At 75.1% G+C, this 16,223-nt stretch carries 14 protein-coding genes; 5 read left to right on the forward strand and 9 right to left on the reverse strand.

All coding sequences use genetic code 11. From position 1 onward, the window contains the following. The first annotated feature begins 12 nt into the window (after positions 1-12). The 4 genes from ACZLMO_RS01660 to ACZLMO_RS01675 are packed head-to-tail and all read left to right on the forward strand — an operon-like array spanning position 13 to position 5,159. The gene (locus tag ACZLMO_RS01660; RefSeq protein WP_463652673.1) at positions 13-1,221 is read left to right on the forward strand and encodes a glycosyltransferase; all 1,209 of its coding nucleotides are present in this window, start codon (positions 13-15) and stop codon (positions 1,219-1,221) included. After that, a complete protein-coding gene (locus tag ACZLMO_RS01665) occupies positions 1,218-2,756 on the forward strand; it encodes an oligosaccharide flippase family protein (RefSeq protein WP_463652674.1) in 1,539 nt (512 codons plus the stop codon). The genes ACZLMO_RS01660 and ACZLMO_RS01665 overlap by 4 nt, the downstream gene beginning before the upstream one ends. Continuing rightward, positions 2,753-3,877 carry a glycosyltransferase family 2 protein gene (locus tag ACZLMO_RS01670; RefSeq protein ID WP_463652675.1) on the forward strand — a complete coding sequence of 375 codons (1,125 nt, stop codon included), beginning with the start codon at positions 2,753-2,755 and terminating at the stop codon, positions 3,875-3,877. The genes ACZLMO_RS01665 and ACZLMO_RS01670 overlap by 4 nt, the downstream gene beginning before the upstream one ends. Position 3,878: 1 nt before the next feature. Next, positions 3,879-5,159, forward strand: a complete 1,281-nt coding sequence (locus tag ACZLMO_RS01675; RefSeq protein ID WP_463652676.1) for a rhamnosyltransferase WsaF family glycosyltransferase — start codon at positions 3,879-3,881, stop codon at positions 5,157-5,159. Here the strand turns inward: ACZLMO_RS01675 and ACZLMO_RS01680 are convergent. From ACZLMO_RS01680 to ACZLMO_RS01710, 7 genes are all read right to left on the reverse strand, one after another. Next, positions 5,096-6,457, reverse strand: coding sequence for an O-antigen ligase family protein (locus tag ACZLMO_RS01680; RefSeq protein ID WP_463652677.1), 1,362 nt, complete (start codon positions 6,455-6,457; stop codon positions 5,096-5,098). The two genes, ACZLMO_RS01675 and ACZLMO_RS01680, sit on opposite strands and share 64 nt — an antisense overlap. Beyond that, positions 6,454-7,131, reverse strand: coding sequence for a hypothetical protein (locus ACZLMO_RS01685; protein WP_463652678.1), 678 nt, complete (start codon positions 7,129-7,131; stop codon positions 6,454-6,456). The genes ACZLMO_RS01680 and ACZLMO_RS01685 overlap by 4 nt, the downstream gene beginning before the upstream one ends. Further along, entirely contained in the window at positions 7,128-8,036 is a 909-nt protein-coding gene (locus ACZLMO_RS01690) for a hypothetical protein (RefSeq protein WP_463652679.1), read from the reverse strand. The genes ACZLMO_RS01685 and ACZLMO_RS01690 overlap by 4 nt, the downstream gene beginning before the upstream one ends. Further along, positions 8,023-11,175, reverse strand: a complete 3,153-nt coding sequence (locus tag ACZLMO_RS01695; protein WP_463652680.1) for a WecB/TagA/CpsF family glycosyltransferase — start codon at positions 11,173-11,175, stop codon at positions 8,023-8,025. Before ACZLMO_RS01695 ends, ACZLMO_RS01690 begins: the two co-directional genes overlap by 14 nt. Positions 11,176-11,433: 258 nt before the next feature. Beyond that, entirely contained in the window at positions 11,434-11,685 is a 252-nt protein-coding gene (locus tag ACZLMO_RS01700; RefSeq protein ID WP_425714747.1) for a hypothetical protein, read from the reverse strand. Next, positions 11,682-12,122, reverse strand: coding sequence for a hypothetical protein (locus ACZLMO_RS01705; RefSeq protein ID WP_425714748.1), 441 nt, complete (start codon positions 12,120-12,122; stop codon positions 11,682-11,684). The genes ACZLMO_RS01700 and ACZLMO_RS01705 overlap by 4 nt, the downstream gene beginning before the upstream one ends. A gap of 30 nt (positions 12,123-12,152) precedes the next feature. Further along, entirely contained in the window at positions 12,153-13,064 is a 912-nt protein-coding gene (locus ACZLMO_RS01710) for a LysR substrate-binding domain-containing protein (protein ID WP_425714749.1), read from the reverse strand. 136 nt (positions 13,065-13,200) lie between these two features. Here ACZLMO_RS01710 and ACZLMO_RS01715 point away from each other — a divergent pair, with 136 nt between their 5' ends. Beyond that, positions 13,201-14,091 carry an alpha/beta fold hydrolase gene (locus ACZLMO_RS01715; protein ID WP_463652681.1) on the forward strand — a complete coding sequence of 297 codons (891 nt, stop codon included), beginning with the start codon at positions 13,201-13,203 and terminating at the stop codon, positions 14,089-14,091. 89 nt (positions 14,092-14,180) lie between these two features. On the opposite strand, the gene ACZLMO_RS01720 is transcribed toward ACZLMO_RS01715, so the two are convergent. Next, complete coding sequence (locus ACZLMO_RS01720; protein WP_425714751.1) at positions 14,181-15,251, reverse strand: tartrate dehydrogenase; 1,071 nt, start codon at positions 15,249-15,251, stop codon at positions 14,181-14,183. A 240-nt stretch (positions 15,252-15,491) separates the two neighbouring features. Then, entirely contained in the window at positions 15,492-16,010 is a 519-nt protein-coding gene (locus ACZLMO_RS01725; RefSeq protein WP_425714752.1) for a MarR family winged helix-turn-helix transcriptional regulator, read from the reverse strand. Positions 16,011-16,223 lie beyond the last annotated feature (213 nt).

Here is a 16,223-nt window from a genome sequence, read left to right on the forward strand (position 1 = left end):
GGCGACCTCGACATGAGGATCGTCGTCTGCCCGCACGACATGGGCATGGGCGGCAGCCAGATCAACGCCCTCGACCTCGCTGCCGCGGTCCGCGACCGCGGGCACGAGGTGGTGGTCTACGCCCCGCCCGGTCCGCTCGTCGACCGCGCGCGGGCCGCCGGACTGGACTGGCGTCCGGCGGCCACGGGGCTGCGGCTCTCGCTGCCGTGGGCCCTCGGGCTCATGCGACTCGTGCGCGAGTGGCGCGCGGACCTCGTGCACGCCTACGAGTGGGCGCCGTCGATGGGTGCCTCCCTCGGGGCGCACGGGTGGCTCGACACCCCGCTCGTCATGACGGTGCTGTCGATGGAGGTCCCCGGCTTCCTGCCGCGCCATCTCGACCTCGTCGTCGGCACCGAACGGCTCGCCGCCGAGGCCGCGGGGGAGGGCTTCGCGCACCGCCACGTCCTCGAGCCGCCGATCGACACCGCGCTCGACACCCCGCGTCCGGCGGGGCCCGCGCGTCGCAGCCTCGGCCTGGACGAGGGCGGACCGGTGGTGAGCGTGGTCGGCCGGCTGACCACGGACCTCGACAAGTCCGCGGGGGTGATCGCTGCGATCGCCGCGGTGGGCACGCTCGCGGAGCGGCTCCCGGTCACCCTCCTCGTGGCGGGCGACGGCGACGACGCCGCCCGGGTCCGGATCGCCGCCGACGAGGTGAACGACCGGCACGGGCGACCCGTCGTCCGCATGCCAGGCACTCTCCTGGACCCAGGCGCCGCCTACGCCGCCGGCGACGTCGTCCTCGGGATGGGCAGCTCGATCCTCCGGGGGATGGCCCACGCCCGGCCCGCCGTCGTGCTCGGGGCGGGCGGGTACGTCCGGGCGGTGCGCGCGGACACGATGCCGGAGTTCCTTCGAGAGGGCTTCTTCGGCCACGGCGACGGCGGGCCGTACGCCCTGCGCGACACCCTCGAGCAGCTGCTCACCGACCGCGCGGAGCGGACCCGGCTCGGCGAGTGGTCCCGACGGCTCGTCGAGCAGCGGTTCGGGCTCGACCGGGCGGCCACGGTGCTGCTCGACATCTACGCGCAGGCCCACGACAGGTCGCGCGTCGGTCGTCCCGTGCTGACCACCGCGCGGCGCGCGGCCTCCCTCGCGCGCTCCGCCGGTGCGATGTCCGGCTTCCTTCTCCACCGGGCCGGCGCGCGCCGCGGCCCACGGGCCACGGCTGCGGCATGAGCGCGCCGCGCGACCTGCGGGCGGGTATCCGCCACGGCCTGGCCTGGAGCACGGTGAGCAGCACCGTGCTCCGTCTCGGGTCGCTCGGGGTCGGCGTGTTCCTCGCCCGGATGCTCAGCCCGGGGGAGTTCGGGGTCTACGCGGTGGTCCTCACCGTCCAGACCGTGCTCATGACGCTCGCCGACCTCGGACTCAGCGCCGACCTCGTCCGCTCGCCGGACCACGAACGTCGCGCGCCCACGATCGCCACCCTCTCGATCGTCATGTCGGCGTCGCTGACGCTCGCACTCGTGATCGGCTCGGGGACCGTCGCCGAGATCCTGGGAGCGCCCGAAGCCGGGCCGGTCCTCGCGGTCATGTCCCTCACCCTCGTCGTCGCCGGCGCGGGCGTGGTCCCGAACGCGGCGCTGCAGCGGGACTTCCAGCAGAAGCGGGTCTTCCTCGTCGGCGTCGCCGACTTCGTCGTCGGCACGACCGTGACGGTCGTGCTCATCCTCGCCGGGTGGGGCGTGATGGCGCTCGCCGTGGCCCGGGTCGTCGCCCAGGCGACCGCGGTCGTCCTCCAGTTCGTCCTCACAGGGCGGCGCCTGCACCTCGGGTTCGACCGGCTCCTCGTCCGCGACATCCTCGCCTTCGGCGTCCCGCTGGCCGCCGCCAACCTCCTGTCCTGGGCGCTGCTCGGCATCGACAAGATCGTGCTGTCCACCCTGGCCGGCACGACCGTCCTCGGCTTCTACTACCTCGCGTTCAACGTGGCGAACTGGCCGATGAGCGTCTTCGGCCAGATCGTCCGGTCGGTCTCGCTGCCGGCGTTCGCCCGGCTCGCCGAGGGGCGCCGCGACACCTCCTTCGCCACCGCCCTGGCACCGGTGTGGACGCTCTCGGTCCTCGCCGGGCTCATGCTGGCGACCCTGTCCGAGCCCCTCGTCGGCCTGCTCTACGGTGCACGGTGGTCGCCCGCCGTCGGGCTGCTGGCGCTGCTCGCCGTGTTCGGCGCGCTGCGCACGCCGGTCGACCTGGCGACCGCCTACCTGCTGGCGCGCGGCCGGTCGGGCTGGGTGCTGTGGCTGCAGGTGGGATGGATGCTCGCACTCGTTCCGCTGCTCGTGCTCGGTGCGCGCACGGCCGGTGGGACCGGGGCGGCCCTCGCGCAGGTCGCCGCCGCGCTCCTCCTCGTCTGCCTCGTCGGGTGGGTGCTGGCCCGGGCGGGGACCGACGTCGCCGCCGCCCGGGCGGCGCTCTGGCCGCCCCTTCTGGCTGCCGTGCCGGCGGGTGCGACCGCGCGGGGCGTGGCGGCGTTCGTCGAGAACGACCTGACGGCGCTCCTGGTCGGTGGCCTGCTCGGCACCCTCGTCTACGCCGCCCTCCTGCACCGCTGGTTCCTGGCGCGCCTCGCGCAAGCCCGTGAGCTGGGCTCCGACGGAGTGCTCGGAACCGCGGACGACGCACCGGCGGAGCCCGCGACGGACGGCGCCGGCCCGACACCCGTGCCCGCACCCGTCCCCGTCCGCACGCCCACGAAGGAGTCGGCATGACCCTGTCCCAGGAACGCCGCGCCACCGGACGTGACCCGGTCGGCCGACGGCTGCGCGTCCCCCCCGTGCCGGTGGCTGTCGGGCCGGGGGAGCGCGCGAGCGTCACCGTCGTCGTCCCGTGCTTCAACTACGGGCGCTACCTCGTCGGGTCGGTCTCCAGCGTGCTCGAGCAGCCCGGCGTCGACGTCGACGTGGTCGTCGTCGACGACCACTCCACGGACGACAGTGCGGCCGTCGCCGACCGACTGGCCGCAGCGGACGACCGGGTCCGTGTCGTCCGCCTGCCGGCGAACCGGGGACCGGTCGCCGCGTTCAACGCCGGACTCGAGCACGTCACCGGCGAGTTCCTCGTCCGGCTCGACGCCGACGACCTGCTGACCCCCGGCTCCCTGGCCCGTGCGGTCGCACTCGTCCGCGCCCACCCGTCCGTCGGACTCGTCTACGGCCACCCGAGCCACTTCGTCGAGGGCGGCCCGCGGCGCCCGGCGCGGACCACCGCCTCCGCCTGGACGATCTGGCCCGGCCAGCAGTGGGTGCAGGACCGGTGCGCCGACGGGTACAACGTCATCACGTCCGCCGAGGTCGTCATGCGGTCCGACCTCGTCGCCCGTGTGGGCGGGCAGCTTCCGCTCGCCCACACGCACGACATGGAGATGTGGCTGCGGCTCGCCGCGTTCGGCGACGTCGGGTACGTCCACGGCGCGGACCAGGCGTGGCACCGCGACCACGACCTCAGCCTCTCCGCGCGCGAGGTCGACGTCGTCGTCGACCTCGCCGAGCGCCGGCTCGCCTTCCACGCCCTGTTCGACGGCGCGGCCGGCGGACTCGGGTGGGCCGCCGCTGCCCGGCGGACGGCCGACGCTGCGCTCGACCGGCAGGTGCTCGACACGATGACCCACGAGCTCGACGTCCACGGAGCGGTGACGGAGACCTACCTCCGGCTCGACGGGATGGCGATCGCACCGACCGCAGCCAACCTCCGACGCAAGCGGGCGATCGCTCGCCGGGCGGCACGCGGGCGCCGACCGGTGGACGTCCTCGCCGGGACCGCCCGGCGTGCCCGTGACCGCGTGCGACGCGCATGGACCGAACGCAGCTGGCACCGGAACGGGGTGTACTGACATGGGACTGACCGAGAACGTCCGAGCGAGCCTGCGCAGGGACGGGCTGCGTGGCACCGCGGGCACGATCGCCCGCCGTGGGGTCGAGCGCCTCGGCGCCGCGCGGGCCTGGGACGAGCCGCGGCTGCCCCTGCGGGACGAGCACGTCCACGTCGGCCCTCCTCCGCCGCCGATCCCCGGCCGGCAGAAGGAGAGCCTCGAGGTGGGCTGGGTCTGCACGCCTCCGGGCGCCGGCTCCGGAGGGCACACGACCCTGTTCCGCATGGTGCGAGCCATGGCCGAGCGCGGTCACCGGTGCACGCTCGTCCTCTACGACGCCACCGACGACGACGTCGCGCGCCGCGAGGAGACGATCCGCCGGTGGTGGCCGGGACTTCCGGCGGGCGTCGCGAGCGTCGCGGACGGTCTGGACCGGTACGACGCCGTGGTGGCGAGCTCGTGGCAGACCGCCCACGTCGTGGCGTCGCTGCACGGCGGTGCGGTCCCCTTCTACTTCGTCCAGGACTACGAGGCCTACTTCTACCCGCGTGGCTACCTCTACGACCTCGCCGAGGCGACGTACACGATGGGACTGCAGACCATCGCCCTCGGCGGGATGGTCGCTGCGGCGATGCGCCGGGAGGCGGGTGCCGAGCCCGACCTCGTCGTCCCGTTCGGCTGCGACGTCGAGACCTACCGACTGCTTCCCGGGCGTCAGGGGGCGCGCCGCGGCGTCGTCTACTACGCCAAGCGGAACGTCGACCGCCGCGGCTACCTGCTCGCGAGACGGACCCTCGAGCTGTTCCACGAGCGGTGCCCGGACGAGCCGATCCATGTGGTCGGCGACCGCATCCCGGGGTGGCGGGTCCCTGCGGTCCAGCACGGCTCGCTCCCGCCGCAGGAGCTCAACCTGTTGTACAACGAGGTGGTCGCGGGCCTGGCGATGTCGTTCACGAACATCTCCCTCGTGGCGGCCGAGATGCTGGCCGCCGGCAGCGTCACCGTGCTCAACGACGATCCCGGACCGCGGCTCGACCTCGAGCACCCGGAGGTCGCCTGGGTGCCCGGGCGTCCTGAGGCGCTCGCCGACGCCCTGGCCGCAGCCGTCGCGGTGACCGACCCGGGTGAACGGGCCGACCGCGCCGCGCGCATCGCCGCCCGCCGGCCGCGTGGCTGGGACGTGGCGCAGCGGATGACCGCGGAGATGGTGGAGGACCGCGTCCGGACCGGCACGGGGCGCTACCCGTCGGCCGCCGAGCGGTCCGTGCGTGCGATCCGCCAGGACGCGCCGGCGGCCCCGTAGGTGAGGAAGAGCAGTCCCGCGCTGATGGGGAACGAGAGCCCGTCGAAGAAGGCGAGGGTGAGCGATCCGGCGGCGATGCCGGCCGCGAGGGCAGGACCGGTGGCCAGCGAGTGCGAGACGGCCGGCGCCGGTACGCCGCCGGGGCCGGCCACCCGGGGACGAGGGGCGGAACGCCACGCGCAGGCGATGCTCGTGAGGACGACCGCGGCGAACGCCGCGAGGCCGAGGACACCGAGCTCGACGAGGATGAGCAGGAACTGGTTGTCGAGGATCAGCTCGTTCGGCTGGAACGTCCCGTACCCGTGGCCCAGCCACCAGTGCCGGCCGACGATCTCCAGGACCACGTCGCTGCTGCCCGTGCGGGACACCGTGCTGGCGTCGGACCCGATGGCGGTGAACAGGCCGAGCATCGTGCCGACCAGCCCGGGGACCGCGACCAGCATCGCCGCGCCGAGGAGGACACCGAGCAGTGCCCCCCGGAGCCGGTAGGCCGGGGGGACGCGGGGGGCGAGGACGAGCAACCCGAACGCGACCCCGATGAGGGTCGACCGGGAGACCGACAGCGCCACGGCGAGCGCGATCAGCCCGGCCGGCAGCCACCGGACGAACCACGGACGACGCAGCTCGCTCATCCCCAGGGCGAGGGCGAGGGGGAGGGTGAGGCACAGCAGCGTCCCGTACTCGAGCGGGTGGGAGGCGGTGCCGGCCGCGCGGACGAATCCGCCGCGGTCCATCACTCCCGCGAAGGAGCCGTCGACGGCAAACCCGGGGAGCGAGATCGAGGTGACCAGCGGTTGCCCGGTGACGAACTGGGCCAGCCCGAGGACGGACATCAGCGCGCCGGCCCAGGCGACCCGGCGCACGAGGGCGAGCAGCCGGGCCCTGGTCCGGATCCCGTCGAGCGCGACGAGCGCCACGCCGGACCAGCTGAGCACGCGGATCAGACCGCTGTCTGCCGCGGCCGCCAGGTGCGTCGGCAACCCGTGCAGGGCTCCCATGCCGTACGCGGTCGCGACCACCGCGAGGAGCACGGCGAGGGCGACCCCGACGGGAGACGTGCGGCGGTGTCCGCGCCCGCCGCGGGAGACCGCCGTGAACGCCCACCACGCGAGGCCGGCCAGTCCCCACAGGAGGGAGAGCTGCCCCATCGTGCCCAGCGCGGGGATGACGAGGTAGGACGGGATCCCGAGCAGCAGCACGAGGTAGACGGTCAGGAAGGTCACCGCGTCCAACCGGACGCGGCGCGTGGCGGGGGTGCCGTCCGGCGGGACGACGACGGCGTGGTCGGCGAGCGTCATCCGGTCCGCCCCCCGGACGTCTCGGACCGGTCCCTGCGCAGCTGCGTGCCCGCCCGGTCCAACCCGGAGGCGACGGCGGTCGCGGCGCCGAGCGCGACGAGACCGAGGACCGCCGCCCCCTTGACCGCGGTGGAATCGGTCCTGCCGATCGAACCGATCGTGAACGTGTCCTCCTGCCAGAGCAGGCGGATCCGCGCGGCGGCGGGAACGCCGGAGCCGACCTGGATGTCGGTCGTCACCTGCGCCACCTGGGCGATCGTCGTGCGGATGGTGGCCAGGGCGGCGGCCTCCGTCGGCCCCGTCGCCGTCACGATCATCGACGGCCGGTCCTGCCACTCCTGCCACTGCGTGCCGGACCGGGACGAGGTGACCGAGACGCCGTCGAGGACCTGGTTGCCGAACAGGGAGGCGTTCGGGGTGGAGAGCCGGGTCGACGGATAGCGCGCGTCGTACGCCTCGTCGACCGCGGCCGTGAAGGCGAGCATCGTCTCCAGGGAGAAGACGTACGGCGTCTCCGCCGAGAACTCGGGCGGCGGGCTGAGGGTGAGCTCCGCCCGGATCGTGGTGGCGCGCGGCGGGGCGGGAGCGGACAGCACCACCACGGCGAGTGCCACCAGGGCCACGAGGTACACGTACCAGCGGCGTCGGACGAGACTCGCCGCACCGCTCCTCATCGGTCCGGCGGGCCCGCGGACGCGGTGGCCAGCTCCGTCTCGCGCGGCACGGCGTCGTCCGCGGGCTCGTCCTGCGGTTCGGTGGTCGTACCGAGCGCCGCTGCGTCGTCGTCCGTCGCTGCCTCCGTGACGTCCGGGAGGACGTCGGCGGTCGTCTCTCCGGGAGCGGTCGTGCCGTCGTGCGCCGGCTCGGTCTCCGCAGCCTCCGCGGCCTGTGTGTCCGTCACCGCGTTCAGGGGCTCCACCGGTGGCTCGTCTCCCACGGCTCGATCGGTCGCGGACGGCTCGGTCGCGGCCGACCGGCGCTCGCGGCGACGCATCAGTGCGCCGTCGACGAGACCGGCGACCAGGAGCGTGCCCAGCCCGCCGGCGCCGAGGACGACGATGGCCATGCGGGCCGCAGCGGTGCGGCTCGCGGCGGCCGAGTCGGCAAGGACCAGCGGCGAGGCGCCGAGCCGTTGGCCGTCGGGGAGCCCGACCTCGTCCTGCATCGCGTCGAGGTTCTCCTCGACGTTGGCCAGGGCGGCGTGCATGACGGCGAGGGCGTCCTCGGGGGTCGCGCCCTCCACGGCCACCGTGACGATCGGGGACTGCGTGGTCGGGTCGGAGCCGAGCGTGTACGCGGTCCCCGGGTGCTCGGCCACGACGGAGGCGTAGTTCTCGGTCGATCCCGCCCGGCGCAGCAGGACGTCGCGGGCGTCGATCATGCCGTTGAGGTAGAGGTACGGGTTTCCCTCGGCGCCCACGGTGTCGGTGGACGGCATGAGCAGGAGACTGCCCGTGGCCTCGTACGTGGTGGGGATCGACCGGTACGCGTACCACCCGCCGGCAGCGGTGAGGCAGAGGCCGAGCAGCAGGATGTACCAGCGCCGCAGCAGGGTCGCGATCGTGTCACTGAGCTGCATGAGGGGCTCCTCCTCGTTCCCGGGGCACCCGGCTGCTCTCGTCCCGTTCCCACCCGGGGTCCGCCGACCGCGACCGCCGGGTCAGTCGGGGGACCGCCGCCAGCGCGGCGTAGACCGCGGCGTCGACGAGGGTCCGCGGGCCGCGCACCGAGGCGAGCAGCTCACGCGCCGTCGACCCCGCCGACGACGACGAACGGCCCGACGACGAACGGCCGGACCCTGCACCAGCCGGAGCAGCGCCCGTCGACGCCGCGGCCCGTGGATGCCGCGCGGCCCGCCCACGCTGCTCGGCCGGCCCTCGGTGCTGCCGTCGGAGCACCCGCAGCAGCGAGGCGGCGTCCCGCGGCGTGCGGACGGGGACCGGCGGAGCGGCGACGACGACCTTCTCGTCGTCGTCGAAGGCCTGGTCCACGAAGTAGTCGTCCGCCGTGACGTCCGGGAAGGACCCGATCCGGGCGTGCCCCGCCTCGCTGAGCCCGAACACGCCGGCTCCCCAGATCGCCGCGCTCGTGCTCGGCAGCCGGCGCCGCGCCCGGTAGTACGCGGTGACGGGCCAGCGCGCCGTGCCCGTGTCGTACCGGAAGGTCGGGCGGGCGACGAGCGCGCCGTCGGCGAGCGTCTCGAGCAGCCGCCGCAGCGTGGCCGGGGCGAGCTCGATGTCGGCGTCGAGGTACACGCGCGGCCAGTGCGTGGCCGCCCGGTCGCCCGCGTTGAGCGCCGCGGTCTTGGACGCGACGTCGATCTCGACCACCCGGACACCGGCGACGGCCACGGCGCGGGCCGCGGTCCCGTCGGTGCACCCGTTGCACACGACGACGACCTCGACCCGGCCGGTGGCGAGCGCGGGCGCGAGGGCGGCAAGGGTCCGTCCCACGACCGCCGCCTCGTCGTGCGCCGGGATGATGACGGTGCCGCGCGGGTGCTCGCCGAGGACGCGTGCCGGACGCGCCGCCGGCTCGTCGACCGGTCCCGCCGCCGGACCCGCGGCGGCCCCCGTCAGGGGAACCGCCCCCGACGCCGGTCCCGCTGCCGGCCCGGGCAGCGTGTCCCACCGCGCCTCGTCGGCCACGACCCCGAGCACGCCACGGCGACCCGGACGGTGCGCCCGCAGCGCCTCGGAGAGCAGCGTGCCCGCCCACCAGCGCCGCGCGACGCCCGCGCCGTGGTGCTTGCGCGCGTACCGCACGAGGTTGACCGCCATGAGGGCCCGCAGGCGCGGGGAGGTCCCGGACCCCGCGCCGGCGTGGACCATCGTGGCGCGCGGCTCGTACCGGGCGACGAGCCCGAGGTCGCGTGCGCGGCGGAAGTAGTCGGTCTCCTCGGAGTAGAGGAAGAACCGCTCGTCCCACTCGCCGATCCGGCGCGCCGCCGACGCGCTCACGAGGAGCGCCGCCCCGGTCGCCCAGTCGATCTCGTGGCCGAACTGGTAGCTCTCCGGGGCGAGGTCGGTGCCTCCGAGGGCCGCCGGTCGCCGGGGCCACCGGTTGCCGAGGACCGCGTCGCCGAGGACCGACGCGGCCGAGGGCTCCCGGTACAACGACATCGCCGTGGCGCCGTACGGGTCGACGAGCCGGGGGACCACGAGGTCGGCGTGGCCCGAGCGTAGGACCGCCAGCAGCTCGGCGACCGCCCCGGGCCGGACCTCGAGGTCCGGGTTGAGGACGAGCAGCGCCTCGGCGTCGCCCGCCGCGCGCGCGGCGACGTTGATCCCGGCGGCGTACCCGAGGTTGCCGCCGGTGGGCACGACGACGACGTCCGGGTGCGCCGCGAGCCGCTCGAGCGTGCCGTCGGTGGAGGAGTTGTCGGCCACGACCACCCGGAGGCGCAGGTCCTCGGCCTCGGTGCGGAGGCTGTCGATCAGCGACTCGACGTGCTCGGCGCTGTCGTAGGTGACCACGAGGGCGGCGACCTCGGCCGGCGCGTCGGCCGGGACGAAGGTGCCGCCCCTCCCGGGGACGGCAGGTCCGGACGTGGTCGACCCGGCGGGGCGGGGGGCAGCCGGTGTCGCGTCCGGTGCGCTCGTCGAGCGGACCGGGGGCGACTGCACCGCCTCCGGCGGGTCGGTCGGGGGCAGCGCCCGGCTGTCGCGCCGGAGCTGGACGAGGCCCGGCGGGTCGTCGACCAGGTACCGGGTCGCGAGCCGGCGCGGCTCGCGCGCCAGGCGGTAGGCCCACTCGAGGCCGTGGTCGCTCGCGAGGCGCGGGGCACGCTGCACGGCGTCGGCGAGGAAGTCGACCACGGCGCCGAAGGCGAGCAGCACGTTCGCTCCGGTGGCCGGGCCGAAGCGGGACATCCACAGCTCCTGGCGGGGCTTGCCGAGGCCGACGACGAGCAGCTGTGCCCCCGACTCCGCGATGTCCGCGGCCAACCGGAGGGAGGCGGCGTCGTCGGAGAGGTCGGAACGGTCGGGGGACCACATGCCGGCGACGACGAGACCCGGACGCGTCCGTGCGAGCCGTCGCGAGAGCAGGCGCTGGACGAGGTAGGAGCCGCCGACGAAGCCGACCGAGACCCCGGCCGACTCGGCGGCGTCGAGCAGCGGGTCGGCGAGGTCGCTGCCGGCGAGGCGTGGCCAGGCGCGCCCGGTCAGACGGTTCGCCCGGGACACCAGCGGCGCGCCGTCGAGGAGCGTGAGCCACTCGAGGGGGCGGGCGGTGCCGTCCACGTCGGTGCTCGTGGGGTGCAGCGAGTCGCCGAGCTGGTGGCGCCAGCGGCCGGTGGACCCGAACTGGACGATGTGGTCGAGGTTCGCGGAGATGACGGCGAGCGGCGGGAGCGCGGGGGTGTCGTCGTCGCGGTCGATCCCCGCCGGGCGGGCCGCACGCCGGACGATCGTCGACACGGCGTCGGCCTCGCCCATGAGGTCGACGACGATGCCCGCGAGGTCCACCCGCTCGTGCGGCGGGTGCGGCGTCGGGGGAGCGGGCGCGGGCGCGGGGGTCGGCGGTGCGTGCGGGGCCGGGACGAGCTGTGCCACGGCGTGCTGCGCCGCGGCGTGCGGAGCAGCGGCGCCGGCCTCCGGCGCGCCGGGGACGACGGGCTCGACGACGGCCTCTCCGGCGCGCGTGTCGACGCTCGTGAGGGGGAGGTCCGGCGAGGCCGGGTCGGTGAGTGCGTCCCGGTCGGCGAGGGTGGTCATGCCGGGTCCCGGGAGGGGGGTGCGGGCGGCATCGTCACGACGCTCCTTGGGGGGACAGGGGTCCTGCGGGTGCGCTCACGCTAGGACTGCCCCGGGCGCCGGACAACGGTGTTCGGGCGCCCGCGGGCCGATCCGGGAGGCGGTCGAGTACCGGGCACGTGCGTCCGGGTGGTCGCCGGGTGGTGGGTGCGCGCGGAGCACGTGGCCGGGTGCACGGGCCGCGCGCCGGGCGCCCGGATCAGCGCCCGCGGGCCCGGCTCAGTGCCAGCCGTCGAGCCAGATGTAGCAGGCGACCGTCGCGACGACGAAGAAGCCGAACATGACGACGGTCAGCCAGGCGTTGACCTCGGGGACCTCGTCGGGGTCCTCCTCGGTCGCGTCCTCGGGAGCCTCGGTGGCGTCGTCGAGGTCGGAACTCTGGTCGAGGAGCTCGTCCGCGGTCGGGTCGTCGACCGCGCCTCCGTGCCCGACCTCCTCGCGGGTGCGGCGCGGGTCCTGACCGGCGCTCATGCGGCACCCGCCAGGTGCGAGACGTCGGCGACGAGGCCGACCGCGAGGACGACGAACACGACGGCGATGAAGCCCGTGTACATCCAGCGGCCCTTGTGGTCGGTGGCCCAGAACCGCCGGAGCGCCGAGATGCCGCTGACGACCGCCACCGCGCACAGGGCGATGCCGACCGGCGCGGCGAGGACGCCGGCGATGCTGAGCAGCGGGACGAGCACCGGGATGAGGACGTAGGTGACGAGGCAGCGCACCGCCGAGACGACGAGCGAGAGCCGCAGCCGCCGGTGCGCCCCCGCGTCGAGACTGCGGTTGGTGCGCCGGACCCGCAGCAGGCGGCGCATGAAGCGGTCCGCCGCGGTCTCGCGGGAGTCGGTGGGGAAGGCGGGCGAGCGGGTCCCGGGCGCGACCGTGCGCGCGTCGTGCTCGGTGCGGGTGCTCACGGGTGCCTCTCCTGCCTCGGTGCTCGTCCGTCAGGGTACCGCCGCCGGGTCGCACCGGCGGGCGAGTCCCGCGCGGAGGTGCTCGACCGCGGCGTGGACGCGGGCCGGGGCGCGCCCGCCGCCGTCGTGCAGGGCGACCACGTGGGCGTCCGGGGTGGGGACGTCGGCGAGGACCTGGACGAGCGCCCCGCTGCGCACGTGCCGGCCGACGTCCCACGTCGACCGCATCGCGAGCCCTGCTCCGTCGAGGCACCACTGCGTGACGGCGGTCCCGTCCGTGCAGGTGAGGTGGCCGTCCACGGGCACGGCGACCGGCGCGCCGCCGACCTCCAGCTCCCACGTGGAGGACCCCTCGTCCTCGAGGACCACCAGGCACTCGTGGTGCGCGAGGTCCTCGACGGTCCTCGGTGTGCCGTGCCGCTCGAGGTAGGCGGGGGAGGCGACGACGATGCGCCGGTTGGGCAGCAGCAGGTGGAGCTCGAGCGTGGAGTCGGGGACGCGGCCCACGCGCACCGCCAGGTCGAAGCCCGGCAGCGAGGCGCCCAGCGGCAGGCTCGAGAGCTCGAGGCGGACGTCGAGGCCGGGGTGCTCGGCCTGCAGCTCGCGCAGGAGCGGGGCGACGTGGCTGCGGCCGAGCCCCACCGTGCTGACGACGCGGAGCGGCCCCGCGATCCGGTCCGGGCCCGGGCGCAGCGAGTCCTCGAGGTCGCGGACCTCCTGGAGGAGCTCGGCGGCGCGCTCGGCGTACCGGCGGCCCTCGGGGGTGAGCTCGAGCCCCCGCGCGCGGCGGTGGGCGAGCGTGGTGCCGAGGCGCTGCTCGAGCGCGCGCAGCCTGCGGCTGACGGCGGAGATCGACATCCCCCAGTGCCGGGCGGCCCCGGTGAGGGTCCCGGCCGCGGCGACGACCTGGACGAGCTCGAGGTCGTCGATCTCCGAGGGCATGCGTCGCTCCCTTGCTCGGGGCGCAAGCCGCATGTGTCGCGAGCGCCCTCCCGTGCCGCGGGCGGCAAGTCTAGCCTCGGTGTGGGACCACCTGTCGGGGGAGAGGGACACCTCGACGGCCCGACGACGAAGGAGCGTGCACGTGTTCCCCGACTTCCAGCCTCTCGACGTCGAGCTCGACGGTGTCCGGGTCCGCGGCCGTCTCGGGCCGAGCACCGGCCGGCCACCCCTGCTCCTGCTCCACGGCCACCCGGAGACGCACGTCATGTGGCACCGCGTGGCGCCGCAGCTGGCCCGGCAGTTCGACGTCGTGCTCCCCGACCTGCGGGGTTACGGCCGCTCCGGCCGGCCCGCCCCGGGACCCGACCACGCCGCCTACAGCAAGCGCACGATGGCGCGCGACGCCGTGGAGCTCATGGCGGCTCTCGGGCACGAGCGGTTCGCGGTGGTCGGCCACGACCGCGGGGCCCGGGTGGCGGCGCGTCTCGCCGGGGACCATCCGGACCGGGTGAGCGCCGCGATGCTCCTCGACGTCGCCCCGACGCTCGACATGTACGAGGCGACCGACCGCGCGTTCGCGAGCGCCTACTGGCACTGGTTCTTCCTCATCCAGCCCGCGCCGATGCCCGAGGCGCTCGCCGGGGCGAACCCGCGCGGCTACGTCGAGGGCGTGATGGGTGCGCGGCACGCGGGGCTCGCCCCGTTCCCTCCCGAGGTGCTGGACGAGTACGTGGCCGGGTTCGACGGCGCCGAGCGCGCGGCCGGCGCGGCCCACGACTACCGCGCCGCGAACGGCATCGACCTCGAGCACGACCGGGCCGACCGGGCGGCCGGCCGGCGGATCGAGGTGCCGCTGCGGGTGCTCTGGGCGCGGCACGGCGTCATCGAGCGGCTGTTCGACCCGCTGGCCCTGTGGGGACGGATCGCCGACGAGGTGTCCGGGCACGCCGTCGACTGCGGCCACTACCTCCCGGAGGAGGCGCCGGACGAGATCGTGCGCGAGATCCGGGAGTTCCTCGGGGCCTGAGTGGGGCGGCGCCGGGAGCGCCCGCGGCATCGCGGCGCCGCGATGCCGCGGGCGCCCGGGACGAACGGGCCGCCCGGGCGCCGCCCTCGTCAGCCCTGCGCGACGCGAGCGGCGATCGCGGAGCCGAGCTCCGCCGTCGTGGCCGTCCCGCCGAGGTCCGGGGTGAGCGTGCTCGCCTCGGCGATGACGCTCTCGAACGCGTCGACGACCGCCGCGCCCGCCTCGGTCTCGCCGAGGTGGTCGAGCATCATCGCGGCGCACCAGATCTGGCCGATCGGGTTGGCGATGCCCTTGCCCGCGATGTCCGGGGCCGACCCGTGGACCGGCTCGAAGAGCGAGGGGAAGGTGCGCTCGGGGTTGATGTTGGCGCTGGGCGCGATGCCGATCGTCCCGGTGGTGGCGGGCCCGAGGTCGGAGAGGATGTCGCCGAACAGGTTCGACGCGACGATGACGTCGAACCAGTCCGGGTGGAGGACCGCCTGGGCGGTGAGGATGTCGATGTGGAACTTGTCGACGTCGACGTCCGGGTAGGCGGCCGACATCTCGACGACCCGCTCGTCCCAGTAGGGCATGGTGATCGAGATGCCGTTCGACTTGGTGGCCGACGTGAGGTGCTTCTTCCGCTGCTGTGCGAGCTCGAACGCGTAGCGCAGGATCCGGTCGATGCCGGTGCGGGTCATCACGGTCTCCTGGACCACCGTCTCGCGGTCCGTGCCCTCGAACATCTTCCCGCCGATCGAGGAGTACTCGCCCTCGGTGTTCTCCCGGACCACGAGATAGTCGACGTCGCCGGGGGCGCGGCCCGCGAGCGGCGAGGGGATGCCCTTGAGGAGCTTGACGGGGCGCAGCGACACGTACAGGTCGAAGTGCCGGCGGAACTGCAGCAGCGAGCCCCACAGCGAGACGTGGTCCGGCACGACCTCGGGCCAGCCGACGGCGCCGAAGAAGATCGCGTCGAAACCCTTGAGCGTGGCGAACCAGTCGTCCGGGAGCATCTGGCCGTGCTCCTGGTAGTACGCGGCGCTGGCGAAGTCGAAGTGCTCGAGCTCGAGCGAGAGGCCGAAGCGCTCCGCGGCCGCCTCGAGGACCTTGACGCCCTCGGGGACGACCTCGGTGCCGATGCCGTCGCCGGCGATGACGGCGATCCGGTAGGTGCTCATGCTCTCCTCCACGGGGCAGCTCCGGCGGGGCCGGGTGCCACGACGCCGTGGGGGTCCACGCTAGGGGCGGCGCGTCGCCCGCGCGCGGGCGGGCCGGGCAAGAGTCGTTTGCGTGGGGCGCAACGCTGGGCGCCGGGGGAACTGAGCGGCGGCGGTCCGGGCAAGCGTCGGGATGTCCCCGCGGGCGGCGCCAGGCGTCCGTGCGTGCGTCGAGGGTGGGGGTCTCCCCCCGCACGGGCGTCAGCGGCCCGAGGGCGGGTCCGGCTCGAACTGGGCGGTGAGCGACCGCAGCTGGTCGGCCAGCTCGGCCGCCTCGTCCGGCGAGATCCCGGCGAGCAGCTCCCGCTCGGCGGCGAGGAGGGCGGTCATCGTGCGGTCGACGCGCTCGAGCCCCTCGTCGGTCAGCCGGACGCGCACCACCCGCTTGTCCGCCGCGTCCTGGGTGCGCTCGACGAGCCCGGCGGCCACCATCTTGTCGATCCGGTGGGTCATCGTCCCCGAGGACACGAGCGTCTCGGCCACGAGCCGGGTCGGGGTGAGCTGGTACGGGGCACCGGCACGGCGCAGGGCGGAGAGCACGTCGAACTGCCAGATCTCGAGGGCGGGGCCGGCGAGCGCGCGTCGCCGGGCGAGGTCGAGGTGCCGGGCGAGGCGGGTGACGCGGGAGAAGACCTCGAGCGGCGCGACGTCGAGGTCGGGGCGCTCGCGACGCCAGGCCGCGACGATGCGGTCGACCTCGTCCGTGCCTCGTTCCGCCATGGATCGAGATTACTCGACGTCGAGACACCTCCGGCGAATGAGCGGACGGTCCGCACGGACGACGACGAACCGCAGGCTCGATGGACCGTCACCCTGGACCGCACTCTCGACCAGATGGGGGCGCGCACCCGTTCATCGAGAGTGCGGTTGGGGCCCCAACCGCAATCTCGACGACGACGAACCGCAATCTCGACGAACGGGGTGGGGACGCGC

The sequence above is a fragment of the Georgenia sp. G2120 genome (genome assembly GCF_055326485.1).